This is a genomic window from Bacillus sp. ABA4_010 (assembly GCF_056159105.1).
This window is the reverse complement of the sequence record NZ_JBSWUN010000003.1, coordinates 3,260,803-3,275,911: the sequence shown is the minus strand read 5'-3', so window position 1 is coordinate 3,275,911 and position 15,109 is coordinate 3,260,803. Positions and strand designations below refer to the sequence as shown.

The 15,109-nt window shown below is 32.0% G+C and carries 11 protein-coding genes; 10 read left to right on the top strand and 1 reads right to left on the bottom strand.

Annotated elements, in window-relative coordinates; translation table 11 throughout:
* Positions 1-32: 32 nt before the first annotated feature.
* Positions 33-680, bottom strand: coding sequence for a restriction endonuclease (locus tag ACXAEO_RS17280; RefSeq protein ID WP_474883265.1), 648 nt, complete (start codon positions 678-680; stop codon positions 33-35).
* A 131-nt stretch (positions 681-811) separates the two neighbouring features.
* Here ACXAEO_RS17280 and ACXAEO_RS17275 point away from each other — a divergent pair, with 131 nt between their 5' ends.
* The 10 genes from ACXAEO_RS17275 to ACXAEO_RS17230 all read left to right on the top strand — a co-directional run bounded on the left by ACXAEO_RS17275 (position 812) and on the right by ACXAEO_RS17230 (position 13,364).
* Positions 812-1,192 (top strand): hypothetical protein, encoded by a 381-nt coding sequence (locus ACXAEO_RS17275; RefSeq protein WP_474883264.1) that lies wholly within the window; start codon positions 812-814, stop codon positions 1,190-1,192.
* 244 nt (positions 1,193-1,436) lie between these two features.
* Positions 1,437-2,426 (top strand): hypothetical protein, encoded by a 990-nt coding sequence (locus ACXAEO_RS17270; protein WP_474884260.1) that lies wholly within the window; start codon positions 1,437-1,439, stop codon positions 2,424-2,426.
* A gap of 7 nt (positions 2,427-2,433) precedes the next feature.
* Positions 2,434-3,954, top strand: a complete 1,521-nt coding sequence (locus ACXAEO_RS17265; RefSeq protein WP_474883263.1) for a DrmE family protein — start codon at positions 2,434-2,436, stop codon at positions 3,952-3,954.
* Between the two features lie 23 nt (positions 3,955-3,977).
* On the top strand, positions 3,978-7,505 hold the full coding sequence (locus tag ACXAEO_RS17260; protein WP_474883262.1) for a helicase-related protein: 3,528 nt from the start codon (positions 3,978-3,980) through the stop codon (positions 7,503-7,505).
* Complete coding sequence (gene drmB, locus ACXAEO_RS17255; RefSeq protein ID WP_474883261.1) at positions 7,502-9,412, top strand: DrmB family protein; 1,911 nt, start codon at positions 7,502-7,504, stop codon at positions 9,410-9,412. The genes ACXAEO_RS17260 and drmB overlap by 4 nt, the downstream gene beginning before the upstream one ends.
* A 367-nt stretch (positions 9,413-9,779) precedes the next feature.
* Entirely contained in the window at positions 9,780-10,994 is a 1,215-nt protein-coding gene (locus tag ACXAEO_RS17250) for a hypothetical protein (protein ID WP_474883260.1), read from the top strand.
* An 83-nt stretch (positions 10,995-11,077) separates the two neighbouring features.
* A complete protein-coding gene (locus tag ACXAEO_RS17245; RefSeq protein WP_474883259.1) occupies positions 11,078-11,701 on the top strand; it encodes a hypothetical protein in 624 nt (207 codons plus the stop codon).
* A gap of 202 nt (positions 11,702-11,903) precedes the next feature.
* On the top strand, positions 11,904-12,275 hold the full coding sequence (locus ACXAEO_RS17240) for a hypothetical protein (protein ID WP_474883258.1): 372 nt from the start codon (positions 11,904-11,906) through the stop codon (positions 12,273-12,275).
* 125 nt (positions 12,276-12,400) lie between these two features.
* On the top strand, positions 12,401-12,586 hold the full coding sequence (locus ACXAEO_RS17235) for a hypothetical protein (RefSeq protein ID WP_474883257.1): 186 nt from the start codon (positions 12,401-12,403) through the stop codon (positions 12,584-12,586).
* A 316-nt stretch (positions 12,587-12,902) separates the two neighbouring features.
* Positions 12,903-13,364, top strand: coding sequence for a hypothetical protein (locus ACXAEO_RS17230; protein WP_474883256.1), 462 nt, complete (start codon positions 12,903-12,905; stop codon positions 13,362-13,364).
* Positions 13,365-15,109 lie beyond the last annotated feature (1,745 nt).

The following is a 15,109-nucleotide window of genomic DNA, read 5'->3' as shown; positions in this document are numbered from 1 at the left end:
TTTATAAAAAGTACTTTATCCTTTCATAGAAATCACGTGAAAACAAACTCTCTTTCACAACAATCGCATTTATATATGCTACTGTTAGTTCTAATACTAATAATTCCACATGAATCACAATATATCGACTTTGCCTCACATTTTAGGCATTCACCGAAAAAATAAGTACTAATTGATCCGTCATTTTCTTCAACTCCATAAGGGGTGTCCCATAGGAGGATGCCCGGTATAATACTATCTTTTGTCGTACAACAAGTACAAATATCATTTAAGTTACTGTAGAAATCTAACTCAGGTAAAACCTTATTTAACGCTTTCTCCCAATCCAATGTTTGCAGTTCAATATTATTATTGTTTCTAATCCGATTGGCAGCCCCAATTGTAAATCCTTTAGAAGAAATTATTATCCCTTTATTCACTCCAAGATCTTCACACATTCCAATAAATCCTTCTACTATTTTAATATCAACTTTTTTACCGTATTTTTTACAATCGATTGCAATACGGAAATCTGAATTATTAATATCAATTAAGATATCAACTTGCCTTTCTACCTCACTTATAATACCTGTTATAAGTACATTAGGCTTTACGGTTACATTTATAGAGTTGTATAAGTTATGTGAAATTTTAGCATTTAACCACTCATATACTTTCCATAAAGGAATGTCAGTCTCCATTTAAAATCTCCTCCTTGAAAACAAGATTTCCTTTTTTTACAATATTCTTGATAATATTATATTAACAGATATTGATAACCAAAGTACTTATGAGTTTTGCTAAATAAGGAAAAGAAGAAAAGGGGAAATCTATGGAGGAATTGGTTACTTCACTAAAAGAGGTTATTAGTAATGTGGAGCAATTTAACAAGGATTTATCAGAAGAGACAGATATAATTACACAACTTACTCAATTTAAACATTGGTATTACATTTCCAATATGAATTCTTTTGGTCCTAGTAAGTATATAGGTTATATGGATATGAACACATCAAAATATGCTAGAGGAGAGAATAAAACTGGTGTAGATACGGAGAAGATACTAAAACAATGGTTTATAAAATTGCCGTCAGAATCGAAACTGAGTCAGGAACTTATGAACGAATTTACTAAACTACTAGATGTACATGATAAAAAAGTTAGAAGTAATGCTTTTATCCACGTGTTAAAGAATAGCATTTGTTATCCATAATAGATTAATTCTGTTAGCATGAATATTTAATATTAAAGGGGTGCAAAGAAGCACTCCTTTAATATTGTCCAATTTCAATTCGGGCTTGATTACTCCTTAGGATTAGAGTTCAAAAATAGTAGTGTTCAAGATGTGACAAATGAACTATTTACTAAGGTTAAAAAGGAAAAAACATGGGAATTTATGAAGGATTATAGGGATGGATGTGATAAAATTACTATAGTAGATAACTATTTTGAAAGAAGTGAAAAAAATGTCCATTAAGAATTTGAAAATTTTTAATAAAATAGGTTCTGCAGGTTTACCTGACTGGATTAATTTTGCTTTTGAATTAGGAAATTTTATAAATTATCATGGAATTAAGTATAAGAAAGGAATAAGTATTGTTCTTTCTCTTCCAAGCGAACAATACTTTTCTTTGTTTATTGCAATGGGAATAGCAGATAAAACATTTTCTATTAATAAACAGATGCGGTCTATTAGAAAAACAATATTAAATTTAGAAAAGGGCAGTCGTATTATTTATCAGGATGAACAATCATCGAGGAAAGCATCTGTTATTTCTGTAGAACCAAGCCCTGTATTTGAAAATGAAATGATTCTAAAAATAAAAGATGGGAAATTTGATAGAGGGATTCCCGAAAGACAGTGGATTGAAAAAGTAATTTTACTAGATGAAGAGTTTGATGAAATAAAAAGGACTAGAAAGGTGAGTAATAAACAACAGGTAGGATTAGAAAGCAGTCCCTTACTTAGTGAATTGTATTCGCCTAGTCAACTAAATAAAGTTGCATTTTATCCCGGTGATTCTTTTTATTTAGTTGGTAATACGACACAAATTACAAATTCAATGAGTGAAGAAATCTTTATTTGTAATGATGTAAAAGGTTCTATAGGGGACTTTCTTTATTTAGATAATTCAAACAGTTATACGAATGGGAAACTATTTTCATCGCAAATGAAAAAGAATGAAATTGAAATTAGTGAAGAAGTACCCGTTATTTTCTCAGATATAAATAGTTATATGAAACAAATAAAGTATTTCAATAAAAATCCTAAGATTATTATTTCAAGCAGAACAGACCACGAAAACCGAATTCATGAAATAATAGAAGAGTTAAACAGAGAAATAATGCAAGAAGAATATAGAATGGCAACTGATGAAATTGTAACATTTTTAAAATCTATTCAGGCTCAAGTACCTAAGGGCATTGAGTTTCTTGCTTGGAGATGAATATCCTATGAGTTTTAATAATCTATTAAATTTATATAATTTAGAGGAAAAAACAGTTTTATTTAAACAAGTTGAAGGCCAAGAACTACATCCTCTTGCTGATAGTATTGAAAAATTTAGACTGGAAACTCAAAACAGATATGATAATGATGACCATTTACTTGAGGCTTTAAGTATATTTAAAAAAGTGTTCTTTAGGCTAGTAAGTGGTTTATTGCCCTACAATAAAGCCATCAGCCCGGATACTGAAAAAGAAATTCTAAATAAATTTTATCAGATTAAGAACAGTTACCCTGAACTATTTTCTAATGTTGTAATTCATATTGCAAAAGCATTTAAAGAAGTAATAGAAGTAACTTCAAATAAACTAAGAGATTATTTACGTGAATACATTAATAATAGATCAGAAGTAGGGCTAAGAATAGCAATAGTTACAAAAAGGGCAATTTCAATTAATGAGAAATATTTATTCCAAAATGAGTTAAAACCTTATTTAAAGATAAGTTACTATACAGAAAATAGTTTTAGGAAAGATTTAGACACCTTTGATGAGGTCATTTATATTGGAAACCCCAGTTATTTTGGTGAATATGTTAAAAATACTTTTAAAGGAAAAACAAATACGTTCATTTCTTACGATTTTTTTCCAAATTATATCTCCCCTAAAAATGTATTTGAAGATATTGGTAATAGGGATTTATATAGCACAGTTTTTGAAAAAGTTACCTTTGGTAAGTCAATGGAAAAGAAAAGTAAGATTAATTTGGAAGAAAAAGATACTCTAGATATGACAGTAAGCAAATTCCTTGAAGATCAAAAAAATGACGAAGAAAATTCTCAAGACATGATTGAAGCATCAGTTGTATATCTTGAAAATGATCGTTTTTTATTTGCGCCAAGAGATTCAAAAATTCGTATTTTCTCCCCCCATGAAAAAAGCAATTATATTAAACAGATAAATTTTAAAGATGTGGAAGAAGACGACTTTATTGTAATAAGAAATGATAGAGATACAAAGTTAATAGCAGAAGTAGCCGACCAAGACATCTTAAAATCAAAAGCAAATACCTATAGATTATTACAAAATGAGTGGAAGGATAAATTACGATTTAACGTTAAGAAAAAAGGATTAAAACGAATAAGTAAAATATTGACGGAAAAGTATCACATAAAAACAGCCTCTATTGCTTCGGTAAGGTCTTGGTGTAATGAAGAATCTATATGTCCTACTGAACTGCCTAAACTTTTAATGGCATTAAAATATGATGAAAATAAAATAAATGAAATATACAGTATTATGAAGGAAATCCAACTAGCACATAGAAAAGCAGGAAGAATTATTTCCGGAAAATTAATGAATGAATTATCAAATGATATATTCAAAGAATTACAAGAAAAAGGTTACTACACCTTTATGTCAAGTGAGTTTCATGGTGCTTCATTTAATATCGAGAGAATTGTTTCAATCAATAGAAAAAAATATCTCATAGCCCCGTACAATCTCATGAAACCAATGAATGCAGATTAATAAGGAGAGAGGAGTAATAATTTATGGCAATAACTACAGATAAATCATTAAAAAACCGCCAAAAAGTTTTAGATAATGTTAGAGAAGAGATAATCGGACCGGGTCAAATTAGAAATCATTATACAAAATTTAATCCTATTGGTACTACACTCTTTGAAACGAGAGACGAATTGTACAAACCGTATTACTGGGAGGTAGGAGGACTAAAAGAAGAGATACTTCAAAGAGAAACCCCAACTCAGCGATATGTTAGTGGACATTTGTTTCCGCTAGGTACAAGTGAAAGTGAGGAAACATCTCTTGAAACTCCCATCGATAAAGAATTAACTGACAATCAAGATAATGATGATGTAGATAAGTTATTTGAACGTAAGGAAGGTATGGAGGCCACTGAAGATGAAGGAGAGGTAGAGTTATTTCCGCAAAAGAATGACTTTATGCCCTCAACTATGGGTTTAACATTTTGTGTGAATAATGACCTTCCAGAATTGAAAGTTCGGATCGAGGGTGGAACTTATACTCCACATAATGTAAAAGTCAAGGGTGAAAGCAAAAGTATCCAATGGTGGTTAAGAGAGACTATAGAGGGTTTATGGGATTTACAATTAGAAGAACTTATTAGAGATAGACAGGTAGAAAAAACGGTTGAAATGAAGAATAAAAAAGGCGAAAAGATAAGTCAGTATAACATTCATTTTCAGGCACGTCTTCGTGAAGTGAACGGGAAGTATGTTATTACAATAAGTACTACAAACCGATCAGCAGTATCTAAAATAAATGGTCAGCAATTAATATTATTTCAATCTGTTATGAAAATCAATACAACTGATAATTACTCGTTTTCTGTTTATCCAAAACAATATCAAATGAAAAAGATATTGAGTGACGAAGAGGCTTCAACTGAACTTCTTTATCGAAATGAAGGTGTCTATGCCTTTGGTCATGGATGTGCCGCGCATTGGGAACAAAACAGTTTAAATATCCAGCAGATATCTACAACGTTTATGCCGGAGTATGAAACGCTTAGTATGACTCCTAACGTTTTTGTGAAAAAAGATGGTAAGGAAGTAGAACTTGAAATAAAAATGAGTGATCTAGCAGGATTATCTAGTAACGCTCACCCTAAAGATATTTTACAGCCGTTAATAGAGGGATATAAAACTTGGATTTTAACAAAACGTGAAGAGATTAAAGATCTTCCCAAACCAATACAAACAGTTGCCAAAAAGCATATGGACCTATGTCAAGATAGTTTAGATAGAATGATAAGAGGTCTTGAGTTGCTTCAGGATGGCCAAATATTAAATGCTTTCCGTTTAGCCAATACTGCTATCCTTTTACAACAAGAAAATGGGAAAGTAAAACGTTATGGAAGTGTCCAAGACAAACAAATTATATTTAATAAATCTCTTAAAGATAGTGTTTTCGATGAAAGTAAATTAAAAAATGCAAATAATACATGGAGAGCATTCCAGATTGCCTTTATATTAATGTCTATTGAATCGTTAGTAGATGAAACAAGTGAATCCAGAGATATAGTTGATTTAATATGGTTCCCTACTGGTGGAGGTAAGACAGAAGCCTATTTGGGTGTTGCTGCTTTTCAAATGATTCTTAGACGTCTTAAAGACCCGATGGATGCTGGTGTAGATGTCATGATGCGTTATACTTTACGTCTTTTAACTGCTGACCAGTTTCAAAGGTCTTCCCGACTAATTTGTTCATTAGAATATCTTCGGGAAAAAAACCACAATAAACTTGGTGATGTTCCATTCTCAATCGGAATCTGGGTAGGTTCCAAGACTACACCTAATAATAACAAATCAGCCAAAACCGCTCTAAACAAACTTCAAAAAAATGAAAAGAATGTGCCTCAATTTATTGTAAACAATTGTCCTTGGTGCGGTGCTAATCTAGGTTATTATGAGGAGAAAGGTAATAAGAAGAAATATTACCTTGGCTACAAAATTTCAGATAATGAGAGACTTGTAGTACATTGTCCAGATAAGAACTGTCATTTTCATGATGAACTGCCAATCCATATAGTTGATGAAACAATCTACCAAAAGAGGCCAACTTTCTTAATTGGAACAGTCGATAAGTTCGTTCAGTTAGTTTGGCAACCAAAAGCAAGATCGTTGTTTGGTTTAGATAAAGAAGGGGATAGATTTATTAGTCCACCATCGTTAATCGTGCAAGACGAATTGCATCTAATTTCGGGTCCACTAGGGACACTAACAGGATTATTTGAAACTTTGATAGAAGAACTATGCATAAAAAATGTAAATGGAAAGATTATTAAACCTAAGATAATCGCAGCGACCGCAACAATAAAACAATTCGAAGAGCAGGCACTTGCTTTGTTCGGAAGAGAAAATGCAAGGTTATTTCCAAGTCCGGGATTAGAAAGTACGGATTCATTCTTTGCAACTCCAGCAATAGATAAGGAAAGTGGCAAACCAAGGCCCGGTAGAAAATATGTTGGTGTTTATACAACTACGGTTCGTATTATGATGTCACAAGTAATGACATTCTCATCAATTTTACAGTCTTCTGCTGAAATAAATGAAGATGAGAGAGACCCATATTGGACACTGCTTTCTTTTTATAATACTCTTCGTGAGTTGGGCGGGGGTCTAACTTTATCACAAACTGACATACCTCAATACTCTGGGGCTATGGCAATGAGAAAAGGTATGTTGAAAGATATAAGATACACAAATGATGTATTGCAATTGTCATCTGGAAAACAAAGTCATGAAATTACTAAGACTATCGATGATTTAAAAGTAAGTTATAACCCAAGTAAAGAAAAAGGAAAAGATTCAGCAATTGATTTATGTTTAGCATCAAATATTATTGAAGTTGGTGTTGATATTGATCGACTGTCTGTAATGGCAATTGTAGGCCAGCCTAAGATGACTGCCCAGTATATTCAGGTAAGTGGGCGTGTAGGGCGTCGCTGGTGGGAAAGACCGGGATTAATATTCACATTATACTCGAATACAAAGTCCAGAGATAAATCTCACTTTGAACATTTCAGAGAGTATCATCAAAAGTTGTATGCTCAAGTTGAATCTACAAGTGTTACTCCATTCTCTGATTCTTGTTTAGATAGAGGTCTTCATGCAGTCGTTATTGGTTTTTTAAGACAAGCATTAAGTGACGATGTAGCAAGAACACCTGACTGGAATGAGATAAAAAAACACATGAATAATAAAATCTTGCCTTTTTATAATAGATTGATTGAAAGAGCCACACTAGTTGATCCAGAACAAGTAGATGAACTTAAGAGCAGGTTTCTTACAATTTTGAAAAGATTAGAGCGTGGCGGTTATACTCATTGGAAAGTTGATTCAAAGGTGAATGGGTATATGTATCCAGCAGGAACTACTATTCCGCAAATTTTAAAAAGTAAAGCAGAGCCAATGATAAATACGATGAGAAATGTAGATTCAGAATGTAGAGGTCTAATTGCTTCAATATATCAATCGGATTTTGATAGTAATAGCAATGAGAATGAAAGTGGTTGGGAGGCTTTGTTTTCATGAGAGACTTACCGTTGAGAAGAGGGCAACTTGTTACTACATTTGGACCCGGTGCCTTAGTTATTAGTCCAGAAGGAGAATCAGCAATGATTGGTTCTCTGGATAAATGGTTTTATGATAAAAACGAAAATCGAATCGAGTCTTTTGAGGAATTTGAAATTCAAGAACCAAGGTTAAGATCTTTATTAAGAGTGAAAAAACTATTACTACCTCCTGATTTTAGACCAAGTTATCAGTATAAAGGCGGAGGTAATGCTATAACCCAAACCAATACGGATTTATATATTCCATTATTGCGTTTTCCTACATGGCACTATTGTCCAGTTTGTAAAACATTACATCAAACTTCAATGTCCTCTAGAACTAGTTGGATGGATTGTAAAGACTGTAAAAAACAAAGAAAAATGATACAAGTACCTTTCGTGATTGTATGTGAACATGGTCATATTTCAGACTTTCCTTGGAGAGAGTGGGTACATGGTGATGAAAAAACAAATTGTGAAGGGTTAATGAAAATTGTTTCAACTGGTGGCGCTACATTAGATTCTTTAAAGGTCAAATGTAGTTGCAGTAAAGATGCTGAAAGGTCCTTAAAAGGGATTATGTCACGAAAAACGACAGAAGATATGGATGATAGAGGTATCAGTGAATTAAGTAAATTGATGAACAAAAAAACAAATGAATTGTACAGGTGTCCGGGTAAAAAGCCATGGTATGGGTCAGAAAAAGATATTGAGGATTGCTCTGCCTTTCCAATTGCAGCATTAAAAAATTCTATAAATGTTTATTTCCCCAATACTATTAGTGCAATTCATCTGCCGGGGGAGCATAACATAGAAGTTGAAAATTTAATTGATATGTTTGAAAAATACGGGATAACATCTTCTTGGTTAAGTGACTTTGAAAAACTTGAAGAAAAGATGAAAATCGTAAAAAAATTATGTCCTCCTGAGATAAGTGAATATAGTGATTCTGACATTGAACTTGCAATACTTTATATTGAAGGTGCAATAGAAAAGGAAGAAGTATTACCAGAACAAGTTAATACTAGGAAGGCAGAAATCGAATTAAGAAAAAAAGAGTTTGAAACACTAGTAAAGGATGTTGACACTAAAAATTTAAAGGTTAGAAAAGAATGGAATTCTTCAGATGGATCAGATTATGAAGTGTCAATAAATTTTAACTTAATCAATAGGATAACAAAGTTAAAAGAAACTATTGCTTTAATTGGTTTTGACAGATTAAGTACCCGTGAAGATGAGGGGAAAAATCAAATAGTAAAGGGAAAAAAGTTATTATTTAAGGAACCGAATCTTTCAGATAATAATTGGCTGCCTGCTTATAAAGTATATGGCGAAGGAATATTTTTCACTTTAAGTTTAGAGAGATTAATCTCTTGGGAAGAGAGAATTGATGTTTCCCGATACTTTAACAAATTAATAACTCGTATAGAAAAAAAAGGAGCAAATGTTGACGATACTTTATTAAGACCTAGGAATATACTTTTACACACTTTGTCGCATATTATCATTGATGAACTTGCTTTAACTTGTGGTTATAACTCTGCTTCACTTCGTGAACGCCTGTATTTTAATGACAATCAATGCGGTGTTTTAATCTATACTTCTTCAGGTGATGTTGACGGCACCTTTGGAGGACTTGTTAGAATGGGTAAAAAAGAAAGGTTTTTTCCTGTAGTGGAAAAGGCTATCGATAAGGCTAGATGGTGTAGTTCCGATCCTGTGTGCTCTGAAATTGGTAAGACTTCTGGTCAAGGTGTTAATAACTTTAATGGTGCTGCCTGCCATAGTTGTTCTTATCTTCCGGAGACATCTTGTGAATTAGGAAATTTATTTTTAGATAGAACTTTGCTGATTGATCCAAAGATAGGTTTTTTTAATATGAGTTAATTTAACTTTTTGTCCGGTACTTAGTAATAGTCACCGGACTTTTTTTGCTTTTAAGAAGTTTTTTTCCTATTTATTCCTATTTATTAATAATGTTATATAATACTCACCCTGTATTTTAAAATGTATGTTATAACCTTAATACAGCCTGCTTAATATTCAAAAAAGGAAGGTAGATAATTGATAAAAAGTGGAGGCTGACAAGGCATTCCTTTGAAGATTAGAATGATCATCAAATACTATATAATATTATTTTAAGAATGTATTGAAACTTATTTAAAAAATTAGGAGGAGATTTATAGAGATATAATAATCAGCATATATACTACTATCTATAATCTCTCTTCCAGTTGAAAGGGAGGAGATAAATATGGGGAATTTATTACAAAAACATAAAATCAATATTCCATACGAAGACATTGCAGGTTTAAGGGAGGCACGTGATAATGGTTGGCTCAAAGTTCTACCTGCTAAACCTAAAAACCTGTTAGATTTAATTAGAACCTTCTTAGGTTCTCAAACAAATTACAATACTGACGAGGATGGTAAATATGCTTTTCCATCTTATGAATATATAATGGAGGTTTCTGATTTTAGTAAGAATCAAGATATCACAGCGTCAATTGATTTTCTGGCTCTTATTGGTCTTATTTACTATAAACCTGCTAATTTCTATGATGATTATTCAAACCGTTACTATTTTCAGGGGTACTATACATTAACCATTTTCAAACACGAGCAGTACATAGACGGAATTATAAAACTTATTAAAAAATCGAGAACTCCAAATTCAAACTCCAAATCAGACCCTGTCCGTTTCAAAAATGCTCTAGAGGAAATGGAGAAACTTAAAAATGTAATTCTAGAGGATTTCTTCTTAATAACACCACTTTTTCACTCAAACGAAAAGGTTAGAAAACGAAACAAGAAAACTGTTAAGGCTATTGAGAAATTCTATGCTTCTCTGTATGCTACTCTTCGAAATAGTGTTATGGATCGTCAGAAGTACAATTATAGTAAAGAATTATTTTCTTATCTCAATTACACTGCTTATAGCGATATTTTGGCTTATAGCGAAGATACGGCTAACAGCGAAGAAATGGCTAATAGTCAATTCCACGGCTATGCGAGTGTCTATAGTCCAAATAATAGTCCAAGTAATAGTCCTAGTGATAGTTTCAATAATAATAATAAGCCGGCTGAAATTCTTAACTCTCTCAAACAGGCATTTGAATACTTTGTAAAAGAAGAAAATTATCAAGATCTTCTTCTTGAAAAGGCAAAAACCTATCCTGTTTCTCAAATGGAAAAGGCTTTAGAAACCATAGAGATTTTTATTAACAACAAGTTTCCTGCAAAGAAGATTAAACTTGGTTTTCTTGAAAAAGTTCTTGAAAAGCCAAATCCTTTGAGAGCAGCGAGCATGGTTGAACAGTATTTAGACCAACTCAACAATGTGGGTAAGAGTGACGCCAGTAACGCAACAAAAAGAGATTTTTATGATGAGTTATTTTACGGAAACACCGAAACTGTAAATGTAACAGTTTATAAAGATGATATATCTGACGAGGATCTACCATATTAGATAGAATACACACGTAGACAGAAGTTTTACCATTTCTCACTAAAGACAGCCCGTGCTATGGCACAGAAAGTGAGGAGATATTTATGTTTAATAATATTGATGTTTCAGATAATTTTAAGAAGTATAAGTTCTTAGTTGATTTTTTAAATAAATCAGGAGCAAACCGATATGCTAAGAAGTATCCAAAGGCTCGATCAGGTAGAGAAATGGGAATGTTAACTTGTTTGCTAAAGTCTTACCCAGTTTTCACCAAAAATGAGGATGGTTACTTGCTCCATCTATATTTCTCAAAAAATAACAGTTTCGCACAAAAGCAGATTGATAAGTATAAGAGTGATTTAATTGGATTTCTAAAAGAAGCAACTAAAAAGGATTTTCAGGTTACAACTTTATTCTTCATTCCCGGTTGTGAAAGAGACATTTATGAGGAAACTAAGCATGAAAGGGAGGCAATGAAGAGAATGAGAGCAATAGAAGAAACTAAAGCAGAACTTGAAAGACAGAAAGAATTAGAGAATATAATGAAGCAAGAGTTCATACTGTTTCAGGAAACGGAGAAAGTAAAAAGGGAAGGTACAGATAACTCTAATAATATTACTGCTAGTGAAGAAACTAAGCAGATTATTGACCCGTTTGGGAAAGGTTTTCTAGTTTCCACTCCTAAAAGCAAACTTCAAAGCCTCAACCAGAGCCACATAAGAAGGTAGAGTTTAAAATAAGTGCATAGGATATGTTTTATCAATCACCCTTAGATGTTCCAGAGGACGACTTACCTTTTCTCTAAAAGAGTAGAAATTAATCTACTCTTTTTTTATTTTTATTTTATCCTATCTATAAACAAGGTTTTTGCCTTCAGATATTCAAGTGTATACAAGTGAAAATTATCAAAAGACATGGGAGGAGATACACTTGAAAGGTGAGCATTTCTCGATTGAAGGTATGGACCAGCAGTTTATTGAATTTCGTCACTTGGAGTACAACATTTTATTAACAAGATTTGAGAGAATTAGAGTTGAAGGCATCCATTTAGATGAGTCAAAGTATATGTATTTCATTTACATCTTTAAAAAAGAACATAAATATGAAAAGAAGAAAAATAAAGTAAACACACTCAATATTATCTGCTTTCATAATGTGTATCCAACATATAATGAATTTATGCAGAACATTGATGCAATATTGGCTGAGTACATTTTAGACGAAGAAGAACTTCTAAAATGCATCGAGTTAGCAACAAAACTAAATCCAGATTGTATAGAGAATTTTATTAACAAGGAGTAATATCCTTGTTTTTTTATGCCCTTATTGTCGATAAGACATTATAGATATTTAAAAATATTTCTAAGAGATAGATAGAAAAAGTGCCTGTTCTGTTGAAGTTATAGTTAAGAGAGGAGGAGAAATAAATGAGAAATTTAAGTGTAGAAAAATTAAAAGAATTAAATAAGTTATACAACGAATGCGACGGTATGCATATTGTTAAGAAGGACGATTTTATTATTATTACCTTCTTTGACGAAATTGACGAACTAGATGCTGCTGTACTCACACCAGAAGAATACTACCTGATCAGAATTAACTACTTTATCTAACTGAACGAAATTCCATAAGACAGGTTGCCTCACACCGACAGATTACCTCCTTGAGGTAGAAATACTAAGGAATGTTAAACCCATTTCAGGTAGTGGTACTGCTGGAATATTAGGTTTAAATAACTACATAAGAAAAGAAAAGAGAGAAAGTGAAATTAGGGAATTTGGATATTGCCAGAAGAAGTGAACCAAGAGTTGGATAGTGATATCCACTCTTTTTTATGCACAGATCCCACTCCAAAGGCTGCTTTTCGAACAGATGCGCGCTATAATAGTATATATATCCAAAAAAGTAATAATGAGGAGATTGATAGATATGGAATATATAATCGATAAGTTATCTCATAAATTCTTGTTCTTCTGTATTGATTTCTTTTTTGCATCTGTATTTGCTCTCATTGTCAGTCCTCTTGGAATGAAATATCTAGATATGTCTTTCACAAATTACTACCTGCTTTCTATCTTTATCCTAGCGATGGGTGGAGCATTCTTTGATCGTGGATTTGTATATATGTATAAGGAGTTTGGGGAGGATTACGATAGTCTAGGTGAAATGCATTGGATGGTAATATTTGTTGTTAACATGTTATTTGCCTTCATTGTCGGCTTTGTTATATGGAAAGTTAATGGAGATATATTCTTAAGTTTCTTTGTACCAACTTTCTTAATAATGGGTAATTGGATTTGGTTTCACATATTATGTGGATATATGAGTGCAAAAAAGGATAGTGAGAAAGAGCCTAAAATAATCCTTAGAATACAGAAAAAATCTGAATGAGGTAGTTTTCTCTAAAAATATACTATAATCTTAAATACTTTATCATAATTTTCACAAGGAAGATTAGAGCAGGTTTTTACAGTAAGTTGTCACTGTGGAGGTCTGTTCTTTAAAAAAAGATATCTATAAAGTGACTATAGATTGGTATTACTTATACAAAGTTATCCGGTTTAAATTGATACATACCTAGATTCACAAGAAGATTTACAGAATGAGGTGCTAACATTCCATAGCGAATTGTAGAAACACAATCCAGATAAGGCAGGTATTATTTCTTGGCGTAGTTACAGATTACCGGGAAGGTTAATCCGTAAGTATAAGTTTCGATGTGAAGAAGAGGTAGATTCCGTTTCATCTGAACAAATATACATAGATGTAGATGTTGAAATAAAATTAGAACAACTTCAGATTGATTGCAGTAATTATGGAGAATACATAGTTCTTAGTGAACTTGGAGATTAATTTAGGGCTGCTTTTCGTTTTTAAATGCGGTATAATCATATAAGAGATTAGATATATCGAATACATAGCAATCTTATATACTTAATATACCGAATACATAGCAAGATCATTTGAGACCTCTAACAGGTCTCTTTTTTTATACCTATATAAACACCTTAGTAGTGTTATAACTCGAAATACAGGGCTTGTTAGAGTTGATTTTTGACAGGAAAAAGGGTGGAGGGAAATGGAATATACGAATAAAGGAACGAAAAAGAATATATCCGAAAAATTCCAGAAATAAAAAGCGAAATATTGACCGTTTTAGATTGCATGGAGTTAAAGTCTATGATCCAAGAGACCAAACAGGTATAACGGCTAAAGTTCTATATATCAAGAATTATATGGAAAGATATCAGAAGAAGAACATGTCCCGCTCCCGCGCAGTAATCGCCTTCTAATGGTCCAGAAACATTTATTAATGACTTATTGTATAAAATACACCTAGAGCCGAAACTGGAGGATTTAGAGCGTAAATAGAAAGTTGGTGGAGGATGGTGAAATCTGATTACTATTTACAACCACTGAAAAATATGTTAAGCCTACTACCTTCACAAAGAAGTGAAAGAAAAGAAGAAAGAGTTTGTGGAAGTAATCTGTAATTCTCTATGGACATACGGATCTAAAGATTGGGACAATAAAGGATTGATCGTTCATAAAGATGAAGTTTTCAAAGTAATTGTAGGTACATACAAGGTTGAAGGAAGAACAATGTATAAGACGGTATCTTTATAACCCGTTGATAAGTCTTTTATTAAATTACTATAAAACAACATATCAACATTTATAAATCATTATATTCTTTATAATGGTTATTTTTATTTATAAGCCTTTTACATTCCCTTTATAAGTGAATTGTGAAGGGATTCATATATTATTTGTAAGCATTTATAAATCATTATTAATGAAAGGAGTTGATACATAATGAATCGAATTTCAAGATGTTCTTTTTGTTATTGGTATTCTTGCCTGTGCATTATCTTTGCTTTTAGTACCATCTGTTAGAGGGATTCTTGCTAAAGTATATGCTTTCTTAGTAATAAGTAAAGGAAAGAACTTTGCTGCATAATTAACAAACTATTTATAGCAATGATACGATTCATAATTAAAAATAAAGACCAAATTATAGCATTTATTCTCAAACTATTGAAAATAAAGGGGTAAAAATAAATAAAAAAGATGTAAATTCCTTTGAAGATGCTTTCAAAAAAGGAAAAGATATATTAAAGAAATAACAAAATTGT

Coding starts and splice junctions, on each gene's coding strand:
- ACXAEO_RS17280 (WP_474883265.1), bottom strand. CDS start 680: ATGGAGACTGACATTCCTTTATGGAAAGTATATGAGTGGTTAAATGCT.
- ACXAEO_RS17275 (WP_474883264.1), top strand. CDS start 812: ATGGAGGAATTGGTTACTTCACTAAAAGAGGTTATTAGTAATGTGGAG.
- ACXAEO_RS17265 (WP_474883263.1), top strand. CDS start 2,434: ATGAGTTTTAATAATCTATTAAATTTATATAATTTAGAGGAAAAAACA.
- ACXAEO_RS17260 (WP_474883262.1), top strand. CDS start 3,978: ATGGCAATAACTACAGATAAATCATTAAAAAACCGCCAAAAAGTTTTA.
- drmB (WP_474883261.1), top strand. CDS start 7,502: ATGAGAGACTTACCGTTGAGAAGAGGGCAACTTGTTACTACATTTGGA.
- ACXAEO_RS17250 (WP_474883260.1), top strand. CDS start 9,780: ATGGGGAATTTATTACAAAAACATAAAATCAATATTCCATACGAAGAC.
- ACXAEO_RS17245 (WP_474883259.1), top strand. CDS start 11,078: ATGTTTAATAATATTGATGTTTCAGATAATTTTAAGAAGTATAAGTTC.
- ACXAEO_RS17235 (WP_474883257.1), top strand. CDS start 12,401: ATGAGAAATTTAAGTGTAGAAAAATTAAAAGAATTAAATAAGTTATAC.
- ACXAEO_RS17230 (WP_474883256.1), top strand. CDS start 12,903: ATGGAATATATAATCGATAAGTTATCTCATAAATTCTTGTTCTTCTGT.